16 protein-coding genes are annotated in these 21,244 nt (G+C 72.8%); 4 read left to right on the top strand and 12 right to left on the bottom strand.

Annotated features, from left to right (window positions below; translation table 11 throughout):
- Positions 1 to 15: 15 nt before the first annotated feature.
- Genes E1212_RS24920 through E1212_RS24900 form a run of 5 tightly spaced genes read right to left on the bottom strand, consistent with a single transcriptional unit; the run spans position 16 to position 5,352 of the window.
- Positions 16 to 996 carry an LLM class flavin-dependent oxidoreductase gene (locus E1212_RS24920; RefSeq protein WP_131987508.1) on the bottom strand — a complete coding sequence of 327 codons (981 nt, stop codon included), beginning with the start codon at positions 994 to 996 and terminating at the stop codon, positions 16 to 18.
- Positions 997 to 1,023: 27 nt separating this feature from the next.
- On the bottom strand, positions 1,024 to 2,412 hold the full coding sequence (locus E1212_RS24915) for a dihydroorotase (RefSeq protein WP_131987506.1): 1,389 nt from the start codon (positions 2,410 to 2,412) through the stop codon (positions 1,024 to 1,026).
- 1 nt (position 2,413) lies between these two features.
- A complete protein-coding gene (locus E1212_RS24910; protein ID WP_131987504.1) occupies positions 2,414 to 3,355 on the bottom strand; it encodes an alpha/beta hydrolase in 942 nt (313 codons plus the stop codon).
- Positions 3,356 to 3,387: 32 nt separating this feature from the next.
- Positions 3,388 to 4,626 carry an MFS transporter gene (locus E1212_RS24905; RefSeq protein ID WP_131987502.1) on the bottom strand — a complete coding sequence of 413 codons (1,239 nt, stop codon included), beginning with the start codon at positions 4,624 to 4,626 and terminating at the stop codon, positions 3,388 to 3,390.
- A 6-nt stretch (positions 4,627 to 4,632) separates the two neighbouring features.
- On the bottom strand, positions 4,633 to 5,352 hold the full coding sequence (locus E1212_RS24900) for an isochorismatase family protein (protein WP_131987500.1): 720 nt from the start codon (positions 5,350 to 5,352) through the stop codon (positions 4,633 to 4,635).
- Positions 5,353 to 5,532: 180 nt separating this feature from the next.
- Between E1212_RS24900 and E1212_RS24895 the strand changes: the two genes are divergently transcribed.
- Positions 5,533 to 6,171, top strand: coding sequence for a cupin domain-containing protein (locus tag E1212_RS24895; protein WP_131987498.1), 639 nt, complete (start codon positions 5,533 to 5,535; stop codon positions 6,169 to 6,171).
- A 90-nt stretch (positions 6,172 to 6,261) separates the two neighbouring features.
- On the opposite strand, the gene topA is transcribed toward E1212_RS24895, so the two are convergent.
- Positions 6,262 to 8,877 (bottom strand): type I DNA topoisomerase, encoded by a 2,616-nt coding sequence (topA, locus tag E1212_RS24890; RefSeq protein WP_131987496.1) that lies wholly within the window; start codon positions 8,875 to 8,877, stop codon positions 6,262 to 6,264.
- 161 nt (positions 8,878 to 9,038) lie between these two features.
- Positions 9,039 to 9,746, bottom strand: coding sequence for a YggS family pyridoxal phosphate-dependent enzyme (locus E1212_RS24885; RefSeq protein ID WP_131987494.1), 708 nt, complete (start codon positions 9,744 to 9,746; stop codon positions 9,039 to 9,041).
- Between the two features lie 157 nt (positions 9,747 to 9,903).
- Here E1212_RS24885 and E1212_RS24880 point away from each other — a divergent pair, with 157 nt between their 5' ends.
- Positions 9,904 to 10,761 carry a YndJ family protein gene (locus E1212_RS24880; protein ID WP_131987492.1) on the top strand — a complete coding sequence of 286 codons (858 nt, stop codon included), beginning with the start codon at positions 9,904 to 9,906 and terminating at the stop codon, positions 10,759 to 10,761.
- Between the two features lie 22 nt (positions 10,762 to 10,783).
- On the opposite strand, the gene E1212_RS24875 is transcribed toward E1212_RS24880, so the two are convergent.
- Both E1212_RS24875 and E1212_RS24870 read right to left on the bottom strand, forming a co-directional pair.
- Positions 10,784 to 11,182, bottom strand: a complete 399-nt coding sequence (locus E1212_RS24875) for a MerR family transcriptional regulator (RefSeq protein ID WP_203417185.1) — start codon at positions 11,180 to 11,182, stop codon at positions 10,784 to 10,786.
- A gap of 78 nt (positions 11,183 to 11,260) precedes the next feature.
- Positions 11,261 to 12,217 (bottom strand): CAP domain-containing protein, encoded by a 957-nt coding sequence (locus E1212_RS24870; protein ID WP_203417184.1) that lies wholly within the window; start codon positions 12,215 to 12,217, stop codon positions 11,261 to 11,263.
- A 230-nt stretch (positions 12,218 to 12,447) separates the two neighbouring features.
- Between E1212_RS24870 and E1212_RS24865 the strand changes: the two genes are divergently transcribed.
- Positions 12,448 to 12,894, top strand: coding sequence for a (deoxy)nucleoside triphosphate pyrophosphohydrolase (locus E1212_RS24865; RefSeq protein ID WP_131987488.1), 447 nt, complete (start codon positions 12,448 to 12,450; stop codon positions 12,892 to 12,894).
- Between the two features lie 57 nt (positions 12,895 to 12,951).
- Positions 12,952 to 13,632 carry a DUF1707 SHOCT-like domain-containing protein gene (locus tag E1212_RS24860; protein WP_131987486.1) on the top strand — a complete coding sequence of 227 codons (681 nt, stop codon included), beginning with the start codon at positions 12,952 to 12,954 and terminating at the stop codon, positions 13,630 to 13,632.
- A 362-nt stretch (positions 13,633 to 13,994) separates the two neighbouring features.
- On the opposite strand, the gene E1212_RS24855 is transcribed toward E1212_RS24860, so the two are convergent.
- From E1212_RS24855 to E1212_RS24845, 3 genes are all read right to left on the bottom strand, one after another.
- Positions 13,995 to 16,085 (bottom strand): Ig-like domain-containing protein, encoded by a 2,091-nt coding sequence (locus E1212_RS24855; protein ID WP_131987484.1) that lies wholly within the window; start codon positions 16,083 to 16,085, stop codon positions 13,995 to 13,997.
- A gap of 345 nt (positions 16,086 to 16,430) precedes the next feature.
- Entirely contained in the window at positions 16,431 to 19,301 is a 2,871-nt protein-coding gene (locus E1212_RS24850) for an AfsR/SARP family transcriptional regulator (protein WP_131987482.1), read from the bottom strand.
- Positions 19,298 to 21,244, bottom strand: a 1,947-nt coding sequence (locus E1212_RS24845) for a tetratricopeptide repeat protein (RefSeq protein ID WP_131987480.1), incomplete at its 5' end; no start/stop codon positions are given. The genes E1212_RS24850 and E1212_RS24845, both read right to left, overlap by 4 nt.

The following is a 21,244-nucleotide window of genomic DNA, read 5'->3' as shown; positions in this document are numbered from 1 at the left end:
TCAGCCCTCGAGCCGTCAGCCCTTGAGCTTGGGCAGGACCTCGGTGCCGAGCAGCTCGATCTGGTCGAACCACTTGTCGAACTTGAAGCGGAAGTCGAAGACCAGGTGCTCGACACCGGCTGCCTCGAACTTACGGCATTCCTCGACGGCGCCGTCGACGTCACCGGCGATGAGCTGGCCCTCGAGGTCCTCGACCGTCTCGAACTGGCCCGACGGCGGCTTGACCGCCCACTTGGACTTGTTCGCCCAGGCCAGCAGGCCGGGGATGTTGACGTGCTGCAGCGCCTCCTCGCGGGTGCGCTCGATGGACGTCGGCGGGATGACGGCGATGGTCGGACGCTTCCTGCCGGCCGCGGCCGAGAGCTCGTCGATGACCTCGACCCGCTTCTTCAGCGTGGCCATGGCGATGCGGCCGGGCATCCAGCCGTCGCAGAACTCGACGGCGAGGCGGGCCGAGCGCGGGGTCGCGCCGCAGTACCAGAACGGGATGCGCCCGCCCAGCGGCTTCGGCTCGATGCTGACGTCCTCGAAGGAGAAGTTGTCGTCCTTGTAGGTGACCTCGTTCTCGGTGAAGACCCGCTTGAGGATCTCGGCGTTGGAGCGGACCAGCTCGACGCGGTCGCGGTCGCCCCAGCCGATGGCCTCGAACTCGTGGTCGAACGTGCCGGCGCCGAAGCCCAGGATGAGCCGGTCCTCGCCGAGCAGGTGCGACATGGTGCCGGCCATGAGCGCCGTCACCAGCGGGTGCCGGAACGGGATCAGCGAGCCGGTGCCCAGCTGGATCCGCTCGGTGACGGCGCCGATCGCGGTCAGCGTGGTCAGCGCGTCGTAGAAGGTCCGGTTCGGCTTCTCCATCTCGCCGTGCGGCTCGAAGACCAGGTGGTCGCGCACCCAGACGGAGTCGAACCCGAGCTCCTCGGCGCGCTGGGAGCCCCGGAGCAGCTTGTCGCGGTCGGCCTGCTCACCGAAGTGAGGCAGCAGCAGTCCATATTTCATTCGTCGTCGTCCTTCGTCGAGGCCGGTTCAGGCGGAGGGGTGGGCGGTGGCGAGCCGGCCGTGGCCGGGCTTGCCGACGACGGCGCCGTCGGCGAAGACGTCCGCGCCGCGGACGAGCGTGCGTTCGAACCGGACGCCGATGCTCCGGCCGTCGTACGGCGTCCACCCCACGCGGGACAGGACGTCGTCGTTCGTGATGGTCCACGGGCTGTCGAGGTTCGCGATCACCAGGTCGGCGTCGTAGCCCACGCTGATGCGGCCCTTCACGCCGGTGAGGCCGAACGAGTCGGCCGGGCGGCGGGCGGCGGCCTCGACGGCGCGCTCCAGCGAGAGCCTGCCCTGGCGCACCGCGTCGAGCAGCAGCGGGTAGTAGTACTGGATGCCGGGAGTGCCGGTGTGGGCGCTCCACATCTTCGTCCAGCCGACCTCCTTCTCCTCCCGCGTGTGCGGCGCGTGGTCGGAGGAGATCATGTCGATGGTGCCGTCGAGCAGGCCCTCCCACACGGCCTCGCGGTGGTTGTCGGGTACCCAGTACGACAGCGCGTACGGGCCCAGCGTCTCGACGTCGCGCCACGTGGACAGGAACAGCGCCCAGTGGTTGACCTCGCCGGTGACGTCGACGCCGCGGGCCTTGGCGCGGCGCACCGCGTCGATGGAGCGGGCGGTCTGCATGTGGGCGATGTGGATGGGGCAGCCCGAGGCCTCGGACAGCCGCAGCACCACGTCGATGGCGGTGTCCCAGATGACGCCGTCGCGGGCGGCGTAGGCGCCGGCGTAGCCCTGCGGGGTGTTGTCACCGCGGGCCAGCACCTCGCCCTCGATGTAGTCCATCAGCGCCTGGTCGTGCGGGTGGATGATGAACCGCTTCCCGGTGGGCTTGATGAGGTCCATCATCTGCAGCAGGTGCCCGTGGTCGTGCATGCCGGTGCCGGCCGGGTGCGGGTACGTGCGGCCGGTGTCGACGACCATGTAGATCTTGTAGGCGTTGATGCCGGCTTCGGCCATCGACGCGATGTCGTCGAAGTTCGTCGGCGCCGGGTTGTGGTTGTAGTCGACGATCGACTTCTCCGCGTACAGCGCCATGACCTCGTCGAGGGTCGTGCGGTCCGTGGTCGGCGGGTCGAGGTTGGGCATGCCGAAGATCGTGGTGACACCGCCCACCGCGGCCTGCTCGGTCGTGGTGGTGATGTCCTCCTTGTGCGTGTACCCGGGCTCGCGGGTGTGCACGTGGACGTCGACCATGCCCGGCAGGACCAGGCGGCCGGTGGCGTCGACGACCGTCGCGTCGTCGCCGATCGCGGTGCCCGGCGCGACCAGGCCGGCGATCGTGCCGTCGTCGGAGACGAGGATGTCGGCACGCACCGTGCCGTCCGGAGTGACGACGTCGCCTCCGTTGATCCGGGTCGTCACTGCCATGTCACTGCCCCTCCAGGTAGGTCACGGACTCGGCCGGGCCGTCCTGCGTGGTGATGACGACGTCGCCGTTGCTCAGGTGGGTGTCGAACCACCGCACGATCGCCGGGGTGACGGTCTCCCAGTACTTGTCGTACGCGGCGTAGTGCGTGGTGTGGCGCTGCATGACCAGGCTGCGCGGGCCCTTGGCGGCCTCGTAGATCGCGACGGCGTGGTCGGTGGGCGTGGTCGCGTCGCCCTCGATGCCGATGACCATGAGCGGCGTGGTCAGCGTGCGGGCGGCGGCCAGCGGGTCGTACTCGAGGATCTCGTCGGCCGCGGCCAGCGAGACGGCGGTGGGGATGCGGCTGTCGACGTCGGCCTTGACCGTGGTGGCGCGCCGCTCCGGCGTCGGGACCATGATCTCCTCGCGCGGGTGGACCAGCCGGCCCTTGCCGGTGGCGACCCGTTCGCGGCGGTCCTCGTCGAGGCCCTTGAGGAAGTCGAGCCACTCGTACTCCGAACGCATGCGGTGCAGCCAGTCGCGGCCGTTGGCGACGGGAAGCTGGCTGACGGCGGCCCGGACGCGGTCGTCCACGGCGGCCAGCAGGACGGCGTTGCCGCCGCCGGTGCCGCCGGAGCCGAACACGCCGATGCGGTCGTGGTCGACGTCGTCGCGTGTGGTCAGGTAGGTCACGGCGTTGCGCAGGTCCTGCAACTGGACGGCCGGGGAGAGCTTCTTCTCGCCCTCGGAGTCGCCGAATCCCCGGTAGTCGAAGATCAGTACGGCGAACCCCGCGGCGGTGAGCGCCTCGTGGTACCGGACGTACAGCTTGGCGTCCTTGAGACCGAGCCAGCCCGGCCCCTGCACGATGGCCCGCAGCGGTCCGTCGGACTGATCCGGCGTGCGCCAGGACGCCGAGATCCGGCTGCCCTCGCTGTAGAAGACGACGTCTTCGATCCGCATCGAACCTCCATTTTGGATAATTGATACAGAGTCTAAAGTGCGTTGCCTGATCGGGCAAGACGCTGGAAGGCGACGACGGCGGCCGCTCCGGCGAGGCAGGCGAGGCCCGAGACCAGCAGCCCGGCCCGGGCGCCCCGCCACTCGCACAGCAGCCCTACCAGCGGCCCGCCGATCGGCGTGCCGCCGAGGAAGACCAGACCGTGGATCGCCATGACCCGCCCGCGCATCTCCGGCGCCGCGCGCAGCTGGACCAGTGTGCGGGCCAGCGTGTTGAAGGTCATGTTCGTGACGCCCAGCAGCACGACCGCCGCCAGGGCGGCCGCCAGCACCGGCGACACCGCGATGCCCAGCGTCGCCACACCGAACGCGGCGCAGGCCACGATCGCCCGCCGCAGCGTCACCGTGACCGCCGCGGCGCTGACGAACCCCCCGGCCACGGCGCCCAGCCCCAGCGCCGCCGTCAGCCAGCCGTAGATCCGCGCGTCGCCGCCGAACACGTCCGACGCGAGGATCGGGAACACCACCCGGAAGTTCTGCCCGAACACCGAGACCATGGTCACCAGCAGGATCGCCAGCCGCAGCTCCGGGTGGTGCCACACGTACCGCAGCCCCTCGCGGGCCTGGCCGGGCGCGCGTGGCACCGGCTCGCGCCGTCGCAGCGCGGTGACGTCCATCAGCCACAGCGCGATCATCACCGCGACGAACGAGACGGCGTTGATCACGAACGTCGCACCGACGCCGACCAGGACGATCAGCCCGCCTGCCAGCGCCGGCCCGACCAGGCGGCCGGCGTTGTTCACCAGACTGCTCAACGCCTGGGCGTTGACGATGTTCTCCTCGCCGACCAGTTCGGCGATGAACGTGTGCCGCGCGGGATTGTCGAACACCGTCACGATGCCCAGCCCCACCGCCAGGCCGTAGACGATCGGCAGCGTCGCGGTGCCGGTCAGCGAGAAGACCGCCAGCGCGGCGGCCAGGAGTGCCTGAGCCGCCTGCGTCACCATGAGCAGCCGCCGGGTGTCCACCCGGTCGACCACCACTCCGCCCCAGACCCCGCCGACCAGGACGGGCAGGAACTGGCAGACCATCGAGACACCGAGGGCGAAGGCGCTGCCGGTCAACTCGAGGACCAGCCAGTCCTGCCCGATCCGCTGCATCCAGGTGCCCACCACCGAACAGCTGTGCCCGACGAAGAACCGCCGGTAGTTGCGCTCGGCGAGGGACCGGAAGACGCGTCCGCGCGCCGCCCGGAACCGGGTCAGCCGCCGCACGGCCGGTCATCGCCGCCGCTGGGTCAGCAGCCATGCCGTCACCTCGTCGAGCGAGATGACGTCGGCGTACTTCTGGTCCATGTCGAACAGGTTGATCGCGCGCGAGGCCTCGTGCCGGTCGTACACGCAGTCCTCGACCACGACGACGTTGAACCGGTGGCTGCGGCCGTCGACGACCGTGGCGCGCACACAGCCGCTGACGCTCTCGCCGCAGACGATGATGGTGTCGACGCCCTGGCCGATGAGGTGCGCGGCGAGAGGGGTGCCGAAGAAGGCGCTCGGCCCGGTCTTCTTCAGCACCACCTCGCCCGGGAGCGGTGCGGCCTGCTCGACGATGTCGAGCCGGCGGCGGTGCCGGTCGGCCTCCTCGGGCGTGCGCACCGGCGGCGCATGCCGGCCGCCGATCTTCGCGCCCCACGCGGGGATACCGGACTCCTCCGCGGCGAGCGCCGTCAGGTGGACCACCTCGACCCCGCACTCACGTGCGGTGGCCAACAGCTGCTCGATCCGCTCCAGCGCCGCCCAGCCGTCCAGGCCGGTGCTGCCGGGCCAGGTCTTGATCGCCTCGAGCAGCGGCTCGGGCTCGTCGCCCACCGCCTTGCGGTAGTTGTCGACGCTCAGCACGGCGGCCTTGCGCCCGAAGCCGTACCGCGTGGTGGGCGGCGACGCGGCGAGGTGTGCCATGTCGCGCTCGCTGAGGAACGCGTCCCACACCCGTTCGGCCATGCGCAGCTCCGTCCCGCCGGACCGCGGCGACGACAGTGGCCGCAGTGGATTGGATACGAGATATAAACCTCTCGGCGCAGTTCCGTCAACCGTATCTTTTATCCTTGACACCCCGAACCGGGTGCATCATCGTGGGCAGGACCCGGACTAGCGCGTCCCATCGAGCGAGGAGCACTCCGCATGACCGATCACGACGTGCCGGAGCAGGCCGGCGGCCACGGGCACGGCCATGGTCACGGCCACGGGCATGACCACGATCCGACCAACCCGCGTCGCACCGGCAAGCTGCACTACCACGAGGACGAGGTCCGGCCGCTCGAGGCGCAGCCGCTCATCCACCGTCAGCCGCACCTCGACCTCTACGCCGACGGCGACCGCCAGCACCCGGCCCGCGACATCGACCTGCCGCTGCGGACCATCCAGCTGCACATCTCCGAGCTCGCGCCCGGCCAGCAGACCCGGCTGCACAAGCACCACAACGAGGCCGCCATCTACATCATGAAGGGCGTCGGCCACTCCGAGGTCCAGGGCGTCAAGGTCCCGTGGGAGCAGGGCGACTTCCTCTTCATCCCGACGATGCAGTGGCACACCCACGTCAACTCCGGCGACGGGCCCGTCCTCTACATGGGCATCACGAACAAGCGCATGCTCGACTGGCTCGGCCTGGACCGCAAGATCGAGGCCGGCAAGCACGTGCCCATGGAGGAGGTCGAGAAGGAGATCGCCTCCGGCAGCTTCTCGCCGTACTCCCACTACAGCGTCGACCCCGAGACCGGGGTCCGCTTCGGCCCGCCCGGGTTCATCGTCCGCGGCGACTGAGCGTCGGCTCCACACCGGCGACGGGCGCCGGTCACCCTGCTGGGGGTGGCCGGCGCCCGTTCTTCGTCTGCGGCGCGGTGCGCGACGGCGTCAGCTGCGGGACCGGGCCGCGCGCTTCTTCGGCGCCGGGCCCTTGGCCCGCTTCTCGGCGATGAGCTCGACGGCGCGCTCGTGGGTGAGCTGCTCGATGTCGGTCCCCCGCGGCACCGTCACGTTGGTCTCGCCGTCGGTGACGTAGGGGCCGAAGCGGCCGTCCTTGACCACCAGCGGCTTGCCCGACGCGGGGTCGGTGCCCAGCTCGCGCAGCGGCGGGGTGGCCGCCCGGGCGCCGCGGCGGCCCTTGGGCTGGGCGAACAGCTTCTCGGCGTCGTCGACGGTGACGGTGAACAGCGACGGCTCGTCGGGCAGCGACCGAGTCTCGGAGCCCTTCTTCACGTACGGGCCGTAACGGCCGTTGCTGGCGATGATCTCGTTGCCCTCGGCGTCCTTGCCGACCACGCGCGGCAGCGTGAGCAGCTGCAGCGCCTCGTCGAGCGAGACGGTGTCGACCGACATGGTGCTGAACAGCGACGCCGTGGGCGGACGCTCGTTCTTCGGCGCGTCGTCGGGGAGGATCTCGGTGACGTACGGGCCGTAGCGGCCGGACTTCGCGACCACCACCCGCCCGGTGGCCGGGTTCTCGCCCAGCTCGCGGTCGCCGTTGCCCCTGGCCACGAGGTCGCGGGCGAGGTCCGGGGTCAGCTCGTCGGGCGGCAGGTCCTCGGGGATGCTGCCGCGGTTGCCCTCGGCGTCCTCGAGGTACGGCCCGTAGCGCCCGACCCGGACCGTGAAGCCGTCGCCGATGGGGAACGACGAGATCTCGCGCGCGTCGATCTCGCCGAGGTTGTCGGCGAGCTTCTTCAGTCCGTCGACGCTGTCGTCGCCGTGCCAGAACTGGGCGAGCTCGGCGGCGCGGTCGGCGCGGCCCCCGGCGATCTCGTCGAGGACGTCCTCCATCTTGGCGGTGAACTCGTAGTCGACCAGCCGGGTGAAGTGCTCCTCGAGCAGCCGGACCACGGCGAACGCCAGCCAGGCCGGCACCAGCGCGGTGCCGCGCTTGAACACGTAGCCGCGGTCGAGGATGGTGCGGATGATCGACGCGTACGTGGACGGGCGGCCGATCTCGCGGTCTTCGAGCTCCTTGACCAGCGTGGCCTCGGTGTAGCGGGCCGGCGGCTTGGTGCTGTGCCCCTCGGACTCGATGCCGGCGGCGGTCAGGCCCTGGCCCTCGGTGAGGTGCGGCAGCCGGCGCTCGCGGTCGTCGAGCTCGGCCTCGGGGTCGTCGGCGCCCTCGACGTAGGCCTTGAGGAAGCCGTGGAACGTGATGGTGCGGCCCGACGCCGTCAGCTCGACGGCCTCGCCGGTGGCCGCGGTGGCGCCGACCCGGACGGTCAGCGTCTCGCCCTTGGCGTCGCGCATCTGCGAGGCGACGGTGCGCATCCAGATGAGCTCGTACAGGCGGTACTCGTCGTCGCGCAGGCCGGTCTCGGCCGGGGTGCGGAAGCTGTCGCCCGCCGGGCGGATGGCCTCGTGGGCCTCCTGCGCGTTCTTGACCTTGCTGGTGTACTTGCGCGGCGCGTCGGGCAGGTACTCGGTGCCGTACAGCTCCGCCACCTGGGCCCGGGCCGCGTTCAGTGCGGAGTCCGAGAGCGTGATGGAGTCGGTCCGCATATAGGTGATGAAGCCGTTCTCGTACAGCCGCTGCGCCACCTGCATGGTGCGGGCCGCGCCGTAGCCCAGCTTGCGCGAGGCCTCCTGCTGCATGGTGGTGGTGCGGAACGGCGCGTACGGCTTGCGCGTGTACGGCTTGGCCTCGACGGAGCGGACGGTGTAGTCGGAGTCGCCGAGCGCGGCGGCCAGGGTGCGGGCCCGCTGCTCGTCGAGCACCGCGACGTCGCGGCTCTTGAGCTGGCCGCGGGCGTCGAAGTCGCGGCCGCTGGCCACGCGCACGCCGTCGACGGTGGCCAGCCGCGCCTCGAACGCGTGCGGGTCGTCGGCCGAGCCGGTGTCGAGGGTCGCGGTGAGGTCCCAGTACTGCGCCGAGCGGAACGCCATGCGCTCGCGCTCGCGGTCGACGACCAGCCGCGTGGCGACGCTCTGGACCCGTCCCGCCGACAGGCCCTGCATGACCTTGCGCCACAGCACGGGCGAGACCTGGTAGCCATAGAGGCGGTCGACGATGCGCCGCGTCTCCTGGGCGTCGACGAGGTCTTCGTCGATGTCGCGGGGGTTCTCGACGGCGGCCCTGATGGCGTCGCGCGTGATCTCGTGGAAGACCATGCGGCGCACCGGGACCTTCGGCTTCAGCTCCTCGCGCAGGTGCCACGCGATGGCCTCGCCCTCGCGGTCCTCATCGGTGGCGAGCAGGAGCTCGTCGGCATCTTTGAGCATGGTCTTGAGCTTCTTGACCTGGTCCTTGGCGCGGCCGGCCGGGACGATGTAGAGCGGCTCGAACCCGCCGTCGACGTCGACGCCGACGGGGTTGCCGTAGCGCTCGCGCTCGGCGGCGGGGACCTCGGTCTTCTTGGACGGGAGGTCGCGGATGTGGCCGAACGAGGACTCGACCATGTATCCGTCACCAAGGTAACCGGCGATGGTCTTGGCCTTCGCCGGCGACTCCACGACGACGAGACGGCGGCGGGCCGTGCCGTTCGTGGACCGAGCCATGGATGCTCCTCACTCCCCGGGCGCGCTGAACCGACCCCTTCGGTCCATGAACATCTCCCTGCGTGAACGCACGGTATCCGACGTTGTTCCCGAGACGCGAAGAGGATAACCGGACGGCGACGCCGGCCGCGAATGATCAACACGTCCGTCTGCTGCCGGAATCAGGCCGTACGGGGCCGGGCGCCGAACACCGCCGAACCGATGCGGACCAGTGTGGCGCCCTCGGCGACGGCCGCCTCGAGGTCGCCGCTCATGCCCATGGACAGCACAGGGAGCCCGGTTCCCATGGCGTCGGCGGCGCGGTCGCGCAGCTCGCGCAGAGCCCGGTAGGACGCCCGTACGGCCGCCTCGTCGGGCGACTGCAGGCCGACCGTCATCAGGCCACGGACCCGCAGCCGGTCACGTCGGGCGACCTCTCCGACGACGGCGACGGCGTCCGCCGCGGCCACGCCGAACTTGCTCTGTTCGCCGGACGTGTTGACCTGCACCAGCACGTCGAGCGTGCGGTCCAGCGCCTCGAGCCGGCGCTGCAGTCGGCCGGCCAGCTCGACGCCGTCGACGGACTGGACGCAGCTGACGTAGCGCAGCACCTGGTTGACCTTGTTCGACTGCAGGTGCCCGATGAAGTGCCGCTCGAACGGCCGGCCGTCGGCGAGCGCCGTCAGCTCGGCGTCCTTCTCGGCCAGCTCCTGCACGCGGTTCTCACCGATGAGCCGGGCGCCGGCGGCGACGGCCTCGGCGATGCGGGCGGCCGGCTGGGTCTTCGTGGCCAGCAGCAGCCCGACCTCGTCCGGGGCCCGCCCCGCCGCCGCGCAGGCGGCGTCGACCCGTTCGCGCACCGCCGCCAGGCCGGCCCGGATGTCCGCCATCGATCCCCTTCCATCGACCTCTCACACATTCGACGTCGTCGGGCCGGGCATGACCGCGGGTACGGTCGCCCTGGCTCGGCGCCTCGCACCGACGATGTCGAGCAGGCCTCCGGCCCCTGTCACCGCCGGTCTGCCCGGTCCTCCTATGGTGCTGTCCGTGACGGTACTGGTCGGCTGGATCCTGGCGCTCGGGATGGTCGTCGTGGTGCCCCTCGGGCTGCGGCTGATCGACGACGACCGGCAGCGGCTCGGGCCGGTAGGGCAGGTGTGGCCGTTCGCCGGGCTGCTCGGCGGGCTGTCGCTGCTGCTGGACCGCGGCGACGCCTTCGCCGTCGCGCTGGCCTGCTGCTACGCCGCGGTGGCGGCGTGGCTGGCGATGCTGGCGCTACTGCGGCTGCTGCGCCGGCGGTCGCTGGCCCCGGTCGAGGTCGCCGTGCTGACCGCGATGGTCTCACCGGCGATCGCGGCCAGCTCACTGATCGCCGAGCGCGGCGGCCGGGAGCTGCTCGGCTTCGGCATGACGACGCAGCTGCTGACGGTGGCGCACTTCCACTACGCCGGGTTCGCGGCCGCCCTCGTCGCTGGGCTCACCGCCAGCCGGGCGCCGTCGCCGTCGTCGTCGGTGGCCGCCCTCACGGTGCCGGGCGGCGTCGCGCTGGTCTTCCTCGGCTACTTCACCGGCGACGGCGTCGAGCTGGCCGGCGCCGTCGTCCTGACCGCCGGCATGTGGCTGCTCGGCTGGATCGTGTGGCGCGAGGTCGCGCCGTCGGCCGGTGGGCGGCTGACCCGGGCGCTGTTCGGGGTGAGCGCCGCGGTGCTCGCGGCGACGATGCTGCTGGCGCTGAGCTGGGCGGCCGGGCACGTCTGGGACGCCGTCCCGCACCTGTCGCTCACCTGGATGGCCGCGACCCACGGCCTGACGAACGCGCTGGGCTTCGCGCTGTGCGGGTTGCTCGCCTGGCGCCGGCTGCAGCGCGCGCCGAACGGCCGGCAAGGGGCCGCAGGCGTGACGTGAGACCAGGACGTGACGACAGAGCTCACGGCGCGGCCGTGCCGCCGTACTTGGCGATCTTGTAGTCGACGACGTCGAGCGCGATGCGCAGCGCCTCCATGCGCACGCGCACGGTCTCGCGGTGCTTCACCAGCAGCGCCAGCCGGTCCGGCTCCGTCGCCGGGCCGGCGAGCACCAGCTCGAAGTAGCGCTGGATGTCGCGGATGGGCATGTCGAGCTGGCGCAGCCGGGTGATGAACACCACCCGGTCGACGTCGTCAGGGGTGTAGAGCCGGCGTCCGGCGCTGTCGCGGGGCACGTCGAGCAGGCCGATGCGCTCGTAGTAGCGCAGGGTGTGGGCCGTCACGCCGGTGCGCTCGGCCACCTCGGAGATGGTCTCGGTGGGATGGGTGATGGGTGTGTCACGTACGTCGAGCGTCGTCACACCATGACCGTAGGACTTCGAGCACACTCGAAGTCAAGTAGCCGAAGTACGCTTCTCAGCCGAGGCTCAGGAGGCCGGTCACTCGTAGCCGAACGTCTGCGTCCAGTACGGGCCGCGGCCGCTGTCGGCCGCGCCGATGCCGATGGCCACGAAGTCGCAGTTCAGGATGTTCTCCCGGTGGCCGGGGCTGTCCATCCACCCCTCGACGACGTCCTCGGCGCTGCGGTAGCCCCAGGCGATGTTCTCGCCGCCCCAGCTGCCGTAGCCGGCCCGCTCGGCCCGCTCGCCCGGGCCGACGCCCTCGGGGGTCACGTGGTCGAAGTAGTCGCGCTCGGCCATGTCCTGGCTGTGCAGGACGGCCGCTTCGCGCAGCCGGTCATCGGCGCGCAGCGGTCCGCAGCCCTCGTCGGCGCGCTCCGCGTTGGTGAGCTCGAACACCTCCTGCTCGCGCTCGGACAGGCCGCCGACGGGCTCCTCCGGCTCGTCGCTGGGCTCCGGCTCGGGCTCCTCGGTGGGCTCGGGCTCCGACGGCTCGGACGGGTCCGGCGACGGGTCCGGCGACGGGTCCGGGTCCTGGGGGGTCGACGGGTCGTCGGTCGGGTCGTCCGGCGACGTCGGGCGCTCGCCGGGCTCGCGCGGCGGCGTGGTGGCCACGAGGTCCTCATCCTCACTGGGCGCACCGGAATCCGAGCCGGAGCCGTCGCCGGAACCACCGCCGGAGGATGAGTCGTCCTCGCCGGTCTGCTCGGGCGACGGGGTGGCGGCGTCGGTCGGCGACGGGGTTGCGTCGCCCTCCGTGGGCGTCCCGGACGGCGCGCCACCCGGGTCCGAGGTCGAGGACGTGCCCGGCGTCTCGAAGGCGGGCAGCCGGGATCCGCCCTCGGCGCGCGCGGTCAGGGTCGGGGCGCCGTCGGTGATGGCCATGACGATGCCGCCGACGGCGAGGAGTGGCAGCAGCATGAAGATGCCGGCCTTGACGAGCAGGGGCATGCCGCCGGTCGGCCGTTGACGGTACCGCGGCAGGTTCGAGGTCACGGGGGGATGTCCTTTCGATCCGGTCCCGACGCGCCGGTACCGGTCATATCGGAGAGAGCTGACATTCCGTAGCCATCGCCCAGTTTTGTCCAGAAACCCCGCATCTCAAACATCGATCAAGAAGACCGACATGAACACGGATGGTCATACACCGGGAATGTCGAGGTCATGCCGGTGAACACCCCCTCCGGCGAAACGGAGGACCACCGCCGTCGGGGAAGATGTCCCGCATGAGCGAACCGCAGTCGCCGGCGCCGGGCCGGCTCGTGGTCGCGGCGGCGATCGTCGACGACCTGACGCGGCCGACGCGGCTGCTGGCGGCCCGGCGCAGCGAACCGCCGGAGCTGGCCGGAGGGTGGGAGTTCCCCGGCGGCAAGGTCGAGCCCGGCGAGCAGCCGCTGGAGGCCCTGCACCGCGAGCTGCGCGAGGAGCTGGGCATCGCCGTCGACGTCGGCCCGGAGCTGCCCGGGCCGTACGACGGACGATGGGCGCTGGGGCCGGGGTTGTCGATGCGGCTCTGGCTGGTGCTCATCATCGACGGGGAGCCGGCACCGCTCGAGGACCACGACGAGCTGCGCTGGCTCGGTCCGGGCGAGTGGGCCTCGGTGCCGTGGCTGCCGGCCGACGTCGAGGTCGTCGACGCCCTGATCGCCCGGTCGCCGTCGGCCCGCGTCTGAACACGTGTCGACTGAGCGGTGGACGACGGCGGTCGCATCCGGCACTAGCCTGGCGGTATGACCACCGCCCCGGAACCCGCCGACCCCGCCCGCGAGCCGCACGTCCTGCGCGGCGTGCGCGCCTCCGATGCGGAGCGCGAGCAGGTCGTCCAGGCGCTGTCCGAGCACGCCACCACCGGGCGCCTCACGCTGGCCGAGCTCGAGGAGCGCATCGGCCAGGCCTACACGGCCGTCACTCGCGACGACCTCGCCCGCCTGACGGCCGACCTCCCGTCGCCGACCGGCGAGCTCGCGCCCGCCGCGACGACGCAGCCGGTCCCGTCCGGCGGCCAGCGGCGCTCGGCCACGCGCTGGATCGTCGCCTTCATGGGCGGGACGGAGAAGCGCGGCCGCTGGCGGGCCGCGGAGCGCATCAACGCGATCGCCGTCATGGGCGGCCACGACATCGACCTACGCCACGCCGAGCTCGACTCCGACGAGACCACCATCGTCGCCATCAGCGTCATGGGCGGCATGGACATCTATGTGCCCGACACCATCGACGTCGAGGTCGGCGGGTTCTCGCTGATGGGCGGCACCGGCGAGCGGGGCAGCAGGCGCCCGGCCCGGGCGGGGGCGCCGCGCATCAAGGTGCTCGCGTACAACCTGATGGGCGGCATCGACGTGTGGCGGCTGCCCGAAGAGGCGAAGGACATATCGCTCAAGCAGGCCAAGAAGCTGGCGAAGCGCGCCGAGTAGCGCTGCCGGGCGCGCCCGGGCGGTCCGCCGGCTCGGAAGAACAGGCGGCCCCGCAGGCCGGGCACGGACCTGCGGGGCCGGTCTATATCCGGGACAGCTCCCCCGTGGAAGCGCCCGTGGGCGAGCGCGAGAGCGAGGCGGTGGAGGACTTCCTCGTCTCTCGCGCTGACTCACACACTAGGCAGGCCCACTTTCAGATCTCTTTCACCGCGCATTCACCCCTGGTCAGCGCAACGGCCCCGGTCCCCGCACGAAGCGGGGGCCGGGGCCGCCGGTGTCAGGGGTGGCGCCCCGGAGTCCGGGCGCAGCGAGACCGCGCCGGACCGGGAGCCAACCGCAGAGAACAGCCGGGACGACGAGCCTCAGGCCGTCGTACCGTTGCGCCGGGCGCGGATCGCGATCGCGACACCGCCCAGGGCGAGCAGCGCGACGCCGACCACGATCATCCAGGTGTTGGACGAACCGGTGTCGGGCAGCGAGTCGCCGTCGTCGTCGCCCTCGGCGCCGACGGTGAACGACACCGAGGCCTCCGAGGTCGTCAGCTCCGGCTCCACCTCGTCGACCGCGGAGACGGTGAGCGTGTACTCGCCGTCCTCCAGCGGCTCGGCCGGGGTGAACGTCCACGTGCCGTCCTCGCTGACCAGCTCGCCGGCCCACTCGTCGGCGGCGGTCTGGACCCGCTCCGAGGACTCGGCGACGGTGCCCTCGATGGACAGCGTCAGCGTGGCGCTCGGGAACACGGTGCCGCTGAACACCACGTCACCGGCGACGGTGGACCCGTCCTCCGGCTCGTCGATGGTGACCGGCGGTGCCGTGATGCCGAGGTCCTCGACGCGGACGACCTGCGTGTCGTTGTCGTAGGACTGCGTGACGGTGGCCGGGAAGGGCACGCCGCGCGGCATGTCATCGGTCGGCGTGATGGCCCAGCTGCCGTCGTCGCCGACGGTCGCCTCGCCGAACACCTTGTCGCCGACCTTCAGCGTCACCGTGGCGCCGGGCTGGCCGGTGCCGGTGAAGCCCGGCCGCGGGTTGTCGGTGGTCTGGCCGCTGGTGGGCGACGTGACCGTGAGCTGCTCGACCTGGACCTCGGTCGAGGTGAACGCGCCCTCGACGACCTCGGACCGCGAGAAGTTGCCGTAGGACGCGATGACCTCGTAGGTGTGCTCACCCGGAGCCAGCGCGTCGGTGACGGCGACCGAGAAGGTGCCGTCGTCGCTGACGCGGCCCTCGTAGGTGTGCTCGCCGTCGACGACCACGCGGACCTTGTGGGTCGACCGGGCCGCCTCGACGGTGCCGGCGAAGGTCGGCCGCGGGCCGGTCTCGGCGCCGTCCTGCGGCGTCGACAGGGCCGGGGTGTTGACGGCGACCGCCAGCTCCCACTGGTCGCCCAGCAGGTTCAGCGCGTTGGCGCTGCCCGTCGAGAGCGAGTAGCCGATGCTGAAGTCGGCGTCGCCGGTGTTGGGCGACTGCGCCGGGTTCCAGCTGTCGCACTCGAGCCGGCCGTCGTGCGTCGAGCCCGAGTTGACGCCCAGGGCGTAGTTGCCGACGACGACGGAGCCGCCGCTGTCGCCACCCAGCATGCAGGCGTTGAAGACGAAGCCGACGACGCTCTGGTCGCCGACCGGGGTCTCCTGCGCCGGGACCAGGATCTCGCCGCAGGTCCAGCCCGAGGTGGCGCCGGACTTGCAGGCCTGGGCGCCCGCGACGGCGTCGATCGGGCCGCGGACGGTGACCGAGGCGTCGTCCGGCGCACCGGAGCCGCCGCCCCAGCCGGCCACCTGCGGCACCGGGGTCCAGTCGGCGCCGGTGACGTCGACCAGGCCGCCGTCGTGGCCTTCGCCGAAGTAGAACGAGCCCGGGACGAACTCGCCGAGGTCGGGGCCGGGGAAGTCCGCGGCCCAGTCCTCGGAGTCCCAGATGGGACCGTCGAGGTCGATGTGGTGCACCGGGTAGGTGAACAGGTCGCCGGTCTCCTCGCTGACGCCGCAGTGCCCGGCGGTCAGGAAGCGCGAGTTGCCGTCGCTGTCGTAGCCGCTGAACCCGACGGAGCAGCGGCTCAGGTCGAACGCGCCGGTCTCGTCCGGCTCGCTGACCTGGTAGGCGTAGCCGTAGCCGCCCTTGTGGTCGGCGGCGGGCTGGACCTCGCGCTCGGTGCTCATGGAGGCCAGCGGGCCGACGACGACGTTCGCACCGCTCGCCTCGACCGCGGCGGCGTCCGCCTCGCTCGCGACATTGATGGTGACGTCGTTGCCGTCGATGGAGGTGCCGAGCACGTCGACGCCCCGGTCGCGCAGGACCGTGGCCGCGTCGGAGGCGGCACGTGCCCGCTCCGCGTTGGCCAGGTACTGCTCGGGGGCGACGCCGAGGTCGCGCTCGATCGCCTCTCGCAGAGTGGCCGGCAGCTGTGCCGCCAGCTCGATGAAGTCGTCGGCGGCGAAAGTCGGGACGGACACCGGGATCTGTTCGTCGGCCTGGGCTGCGGTGCTGGAGGCGAAGACGCCTCCGCACACCACGGCCGAGGCGACGAGCAGCCCGGCAACCCGTGCCGCATTTCGCCGACGCGGCAGCGTTGTGGTCACAAATTCTCCAAATACTCCACTTGACATGGCGTTGCCCGGAATCGCCCGTTCAGTCGGAATGATGCGCCTGACGTGCGGAAACCCGGGCGAGATCACGTTACACAAGTCGCTGCGACCGTGACAGCAGCATCACCATTCGGTCACAGTGAATTCTGGGAACATTTCATCCGAGAATTCGTCAGACCGTTCTTTGTCCGGACGAATCCGGACACGTGCGGGTCAGCGGCCGGCGGCTGCGAGGGCGAGTTCCGCACGGGCCTCGGCGGCCAGCCGGACGTGCCTGTTCTCGGCGGCGACGGCGACGGCGTCCGCCGCGGCCCCGCTGCCGTCGGCCCCGAAGTGCCGCAGCGTGCGCGCGGTCTCGAGCAGCGACAGCGCCTGCATCCACGTGGAGCCGAGTGCCACGGCGACGTCGACGGCACGCCGGCAGGCCCGTAGCGCCGGCTCACGCTCGCCGGCCGCCCGGTGCACGGCCGTGGCGACGGAGGCCTCATAGTGCGCGTCGTACGACTCCGGCCGCGGGGTCTCGACGGCGTTCGCCGCGGCGAGGTCGCCGCGCGCGTCGGCGATGCGGCCCAGCCCGGCGTACGCCCGCGCGCGGGTGCGCAGGCAGCGGGCGCGCACCTGGGCGGACAGGAACTCGCGGTCGTCGACGCAGGCCTGGATGACGTCGGCCGCCTCCTGGTAGCGGCCCGCCTCGACGTGGATGCAGGCCTGGTTCTCGAACATGATCAGCTCGCCGTACCGGTCGCCGAGCTCGCGGCGCAGGCCGATCGACCGGACGGCCGCCTCGTGCGCCTCGTCGAGCCGGTGCTGGGCGGCCAGCACCAGCGTCAGGTTGGTCCACGCCGCCGCGGTGATGGCCGGGTCGGACGGCTGGGCGGCGGCGCGGAGCACGGTGCGCGCCGTCTCCTCGTCGTCGCCGCTGTCGCAGCACTCGCGTGCGACGGCGTCGAGCAGCACCAGCATGCCCGCGGCGTGGTCGACGGCAGGGTACTCGCCGCGGCCCAGCTCGGCCCGGGCCAGCGACACCAACAGGGTCCGGCGCGGGTGCAGCCAGGCGTGGATCTCGCAGCGGTCGGCGAACGCGCGGCCGTCCGGGCAGCCGCTCGGCGGCTCCTGCAGGCCGGGCACGCGGTCGCCCGGGCGCAGCGTCAGCCGGGCGTTGCGCAGGCTCAGCAGCAGGTGGCCCAGCAGCCGGCGCCGCGCCTCGCGCGCCGACGCGGGGTCGGCGACCGCGCGGACGTGGTCGTCGACGAGGTCGTGCCAGCCGTAGCCGCCGCCGTCGAGCGGCTCGACCAGCCGGATGTCGGCCAGCCGTGCCAGTAGCCCGCGGGCCTCGGTGACGTCGACGTCCCAGACGACGGCCGCCGTCTCGGGGTCGACGGTGTTGCCGGGCAGCGCGGCGAGCAGGCGGTAGCGCTGGGCCTGGATCGGCTGCAGGGTGAGGTACGTCGCGTCGAGCATGGTGCGCACGGCGAGCCCGCCGGCGCGCAGCTCACCCAGGCGGTCGCCGTCGCGCAGCCGGCCGGCGAAGTGGCCGATGGGCCAGGCCGGGCGGGTGGCCAGCCGGCCGGCGGCGATGCGGACCGCCAGCGGCGACCCGGCGCAGCGCTCGAGCACGGCGGCGGTGGCCTCGGGCTCCGCGGCCAGCCGGTCCGGGCCGACGACGGAGGCCAGCAGCCGGCGGGCCTCCGGCTCGGGCAACATGCCCAGATCGACCCGCGCGTCGGCCGGGAGCATGGGCAGGCGGCGCCGGCTGGTGACGATGACGCCGGACCCGGAGTCGGGCGGCAGCAGCGACGCCACCGTCTCGGGATCGGCGTCGTCCATGAGGACCAGCAGCCGCCGGCCGGCGCACAGCTGGCGGAAGAGCTCGGCCCGCTCGTGCGGGCACGGGGGCAGGTCGGAGCCGCCGACGCCGAGCGCGCGCAGCAGCCCGGCCAGCGCGTCGGTCCCCAACGCGGCGGCATCGGTGCTGGTGCGCAGGTCGGCGAAGAGCTGGCCGTCGGGGTAGCGGTCGCGGACCTCGTGCGCCACCCGCAGCGCCAGCGTCGTCTTGCCGGTGCCGCCCGGTCCGGACACGACCACCGTCCGGCAGCGGCCGGCCGGAGCGGGACCGTCGCGCAACGCCGTCGTCAGCGCGGCGACCTCGACGGCCCGGCCCACGAACGACGGCGGCCGCCCGGGCAGCTGGGCGGGCCGCTGCGCAGCGACGGCCGGCGGGGCTGCCGGCGATGCGGGCCGCGGCTCCGGTTCATCGGCGCCGACGGCGGACGACGTCGGCTCGGCCACGCCGGCCAGCAGCCGGGCGTGGAGTGCGGACAGCTCGGCGCCCGGACGTCGGCCCAGCGCGCGCAGCGCGCGGACAGTGTCGTGGAAAACGGTGAGCGCGTCGCCCTGCCGGCCCTGCGCGGTGAGCGCGAGCATGAGCTGCCCGGCCGCGCGCTCGCGGTGCGGGTGCGCGCCGACCAGCTCGCGCAGCTGCCGGACGAGGCCGTCGTCGGGGCCGTGCAGCGTGCGCCGGATCTCGTGCGCCCGCTCGGCCGCGGTGAGCACCTCGTCGAGCAGTGACGGCGCGGTCTGCCGGGCGAGCGCGTCGGGCCAGAGGCCGGCCAGCGGGTTGCCCCGCCACAGCGCCAGCGCCTGGTCGAGCAGGTCCAGCTCATGAGCGGCGTCGTCGCCGGCGCGGGCGGCCGCGAACAGGGTCCGGAACCGGGCGACGTCGACGACGTCGGGCGGCAGTCCGAGGCGGTAGCCCTCGCCGGCCGACTCGACGGCGGTCCGGCCGAGCACCGCACGAAGCCGGGCGACGTGCGTCTGCAGCGCGGCCCGCGGGTGCTCGGGCTGGTCGACCGGCCAGAGCAGCCGGGTCAGCGTGGCCTGCGAGACGACCGCGCCGGGCCGCAGCGCCAGCGCGGCCAGGACCACGGCCGGCCGGCCGGACGGGACCGGCACCGGGACGCCGTTGCGCCGCACCTCGACAACACCGAGCAGCCGGACGTCGAGGCGCCCGGCCGGTTCCCGCCGGCCCGGCGCCGCGCCGGGATCCAGGTCCGGGTGCGCGTCCAGGTCCGGCGTGTGGGTCATGGCCGCTTCGCCACCAGCGTCCGCAGCTCGTCGGCGCGCGGGGAGTCGAGCGACTCGAAGATGCGCAGCGCGGCCGTCCAGTGCACGTGGGCGGTCTCGTCGTCGCCCTGCCGGGACCGGCTGTGCCCGAGCTCGCTCAGCGCCTCGGCCTCGACGTCGGCGAGGTGGCCCTCGCGGGCCAGCGCCGCGGCGCGCGCGGCCGGGCCGCCGCCGTCGCCACCGGCCCGGCGCAGGGCGTATGCCTCTTTGACCAGACCGGTGGCCTGCAGTGGGATGGAGTCGAGCTCGACGGCGACGGCCACCGCGCGCTCGAGCCCGGCGACCGCACGGTCGGCCGCGCCGGTCTCGAGGTCGAGGTGCGCCACGGCGAGCAGCTGGTCGAACAGCTCGACGCCCGGCTCGTTGCCGACGCCGTCGCCGGTGCGCTCGAGGTTGCGCCGGGCGTCGTCGTAGCGGCCCATGCTGATCTGGACGTCGGCGAGGTTGCGCCGGCAGCGCCGGCGGACCTCGGGCGAGAGCACGTCGTCGGCGTCGGCGCAACGCTCGAACAGCTCCGCGGCCTGCTCGTAGCTGCCGTCGAGCTCGTGCCAGACGGCCATGTTGTGCAGCATGATCACCTCGCCGTACCGGTCGCCCAGCTCGCGGCGGACGGCCAGGCCGCGGGCGCCGGCCTCGAGGGCCTCGGCGCGGCGGCTCTGCGCCCCGAGCGAGAGCGCCAGCGAGTGCCAGGCTCGTGCCGTCAGCAGCGGGTCGCCCAGCTTGGCCGGGACGTCGAGCACCGCGCGCGACAGGTCCTCGGTGTGCACCTCGCGGCAGCACTCGTACCGCGACCGCGCGAGCGCCAGCAGCAGCGCGGCGGACTCGTCGACGATGTCCTGCTGGTCCGAGTGCAGGCCGGACAGCCCGAGCGAGGTCATGAGCGACGTGTGCGGGTGCAGCCAGGCGTGCACCTCGGCGCGCTCGGTGAACTCGCGGCCGGCGACCTCGTGCGGGAACCAGGCGCCGGACTCGACGACGGTGCCGCCGGGCCGCAGCACGGGCCACAGGTTGTGCAGGCAGCGCAGGTAGTAGCGGACCAGCCGGCGCCGGGCGGCGGTGACACGGTGCGGGTCGGCGACGGCGCGCAGGTGGTCGTCGACGAGGTCGTGCCAGCGGTACTCGTCGGGCGCGGCGGAGTCGATGAGCCGGACGTCGACCAGGTGCTCGAGCACCCCACGGGCGTCGTCGGGGCCGACGTCCCAGGTGGCCGCCGCGGTCTCGACGTCGACGGCGGGACCGGGCACCGCCGCCAGCAGCCGGAACCGGAACGCGATGGCGGGGTCGAGACCCTGCACCGACGCCATGAGCATGGAGCGGACGCTGAGATCGCCCATCTCGAGCTCGTCGAGGCGGCTGGTGAGCAGCCGCTCCGCGAAGTGGTCGATGGGCCAGGCCGGCCGGGTGACCAGCCGGCCGCCGGCGATGCGCAGCGCCAGCGGCGACCCCTGGCAGGCGCCGATGACCAGCGCCGTCGCCTCGGGCTCCGCGGCCAGCCGGTCGCGGCCGACCATCGACTCGAGCAGCTCGTAGGCGTCGTCGTCGGTGAACAGCGCGAGGTCGATCTGCACGTCGGCCGGGATCATGCTGAGCTGCGGCCGGCTGGTCACCAGCACGCTGCAGCCGCCGGCGCCGGGCAGCAGCGGCGTCACCTGGGCGGCGTCGATGGCGTCGTCGAGGACGACCAGCAGCCGCCGGTGCGCGCACGCGGACCGGAACAGCGCCGCCCGCTCGTCGCGCGTGGCCGGGATGTCCTCCTCGGGTGTCGCGAGCGCGCGCAGGAACTCGGCCAGCACGTCGGCGGGGTCGGCGGGGGCGGTGGAGCCGCGCAGCTCGGCGAAGAGCTGGCCGTCGGGGTGCGCCTCGCGCAGTGCGTGCCCCACGTGCAGCGCCAGCGTGGTCTTCCC

The organism is Jiangella ureilytica (genome assembly GCF_004348545.1).
In the GTDB taxonomy this organism is placed as follows: Bacteria; Actinomycetota; Actinomycetes; order Jiangellales; family Jiangellaceae; genus Jiangella; species Jiangella ureilytica.
The sequence above is the reverse complement of the archived record's forward strand: the minus strand, read 5'-3'. Positions and strand labels throughout refer to the sequence as shown.

Coding starts and splice junctions, on each gene's coding strand:
- E1212_RS24865 (WP_131987488.1), top strand. CDS start 12,448: ATGAGCGAACCGCAGTCGCCGGCGCCGGGCCGGCTCGTGGTCGCGGCG.
- E1212_RS24860 (WP_131987486.1), top strand. CDS start 12,952: ATGACCACCGCCCCGGAACCCGCCGACCCCGCCCGCGAGCCGCACGTC.
- topA (WP_131987496.1), bottom strand. CDS start 8,877: ATGGCTCGGTCCACGAACGGCACGGCCCGCCGCCGTCTCGTCGTCGTG.
- E1212_RS24895 (WP_131987498.1), top strand. CDS start 5,533: ATGACCGATCACGACGTGCCGGAGCAGGCCGGCGGCCACGGGCACGGC.
- E1212_RS24850 (WP_131987482.1), bottom strand. CDS start 19,301: ATGACCCACACGCCGGACCTGGACGCGCACCCGGACCTGGATCCCGGC.
- E1212_RS24885 (WP_131987494.1), bottom strand. CDS start 9,746: ATGGCGGACATCCGGGCCGGCCTGGCGGCGGTGCGCGAACGGGTCGAC.
- E1212_RS24900 (WP_131987500.1), bottom strand. CDS start 5,352: ATGGCCGAACGGGTGTGGGACGCGTTCCTCAGCGAGCGCGACATGGCA.
- E1212_RS24920 (WP_131987508.1), bottom strand. CDS start 996: ATGAAATATGGACTGCTGCTGCCTCACTTCGGTGAGCAGGCCGACCGC.
- E1212_RS24915 (WP_131987506.1), bottom strand. CDS start 2,412: ATGGCAGTGACGACCCGGATCAACGGAGGCGACGTCGTCACTCCGGAC.
- E1212_RS24910 (WP_131987504.1), bottom strand. CDS start 3,355: ATGCGGATCGAAGACGTCGTCTTCTACAGCGAGGGCAGCCGGATCTCG.